This window comes from Peribacillus deserti, assembly GCF_016909175.1.
GTDB classification, from domain to species: domain Bacteria; phylum Bacillota; class Bacilli; order Bacillales; family DSM-1321; genus Paraperibacillus; species Paraperibacillus deserti.
Map to the genome: position 1 here is coordinate 1 of NZ_JAFBFI010000050.1, position 1,087 is coordinate 1,087.

General features: G+C 39.1%; 1 protein-coding gene. It reads left to right on the plus strand.

The window, feature by feature from the left end:
* Positions 1-818, plus strand: an 818-nt coding sequence (locus JOC77_RS21055; RefSeq protein WP_204548579.1) for an IS110 family RNA-guided transposase, incomplete at its 5' end; no start/stop codon positions are given.
* Positions 819-1,087 lie beyond the last annotated feature (269 nt).

Consider the following 1,087-nt stretch of genomic DNA (forward strand, 5'->3'; position numbering starts at 1 on the left):
GGCTTGAAGAAAGGCATGTCACCCATATTGCGATGGAAAGTACCGGAATCTACTGGAAACCAGTCTATAATATTCTCGAGGGATACTTTGATATCACGCTTGCCAATGCACAGAGAATAAAGAATGTTCCTGGTCGCAAAACTGATGTCTGCGATGCTGAATGGATTGCTAAACTTCTCAGACATGGGTTAATCGAAAGAAGCTTCGTTCCTCCCCAGAATCTACGTGAACTAAGAGATCTAACTCGTTTAAGAAAGAAATTAATTGGCAACCTTACGGCTGAGAAAAATAGAATTTCTAAAACCCTTGAATGTTCTAATATTAAATTAGGATCTGTTATTTCTGATGTTTTTGGAGTTTCCGGGCGTAAACTTCTTAACCGCTTAGTAGAACAGGGATATCTTGAAGAGATTGATATTCATACCTGTCTGCACCATTCTTTAAAGAAGAAAAAGGGAACTATTACCGACTCTCTTTTTGGAACGCTAAATGAACATCAAATCTTTTTAATCAGGATGTCGTGGAACCACATTACTTTCATTGAACAGTCTATTCAAGACTTAGAAGGCCGAATTGAGTTACTGCTCCAGCCATATCACGAAGAACAGGAAATTCTGTTAAGTATACCTGGAGTAAAGCAAAATACGGCAGCCTGTATCATCGCAGAAATAGGGACAGATATGAATCAATTTCCTACTTCCCGGCATTTAGCTTCTTGGTCTGGGGTATCACCGGGAAACAATGAAAGTGCTGGTAAAAAAAAAGCGGAAAAACTGTTCAAGGGAATCCGCACATCAAATCAGCACTCTGTGAAGTAGCTTGGGCAATATCGAGATCGAAAAAGACGGGAATGTCTTCTGTTTTTTGGACCCTATCGGCAAGAAGAGGAAAGAAAAAAGCTATACAAGCTATCGCCCATAAAGTTCTTAGGATTATTTACACATTGTTAATTAATAAGCAAATCTATTCAGAACCACGTCTTGCGGGGTAAAGTCCAGGAACAGATATTTTTTCCGGGAGTGTGTTTTAAAAATCCAACTGCACACCCTTATTTTCGTGTTGCCTTTTTTACCCTTCTAGATTACTT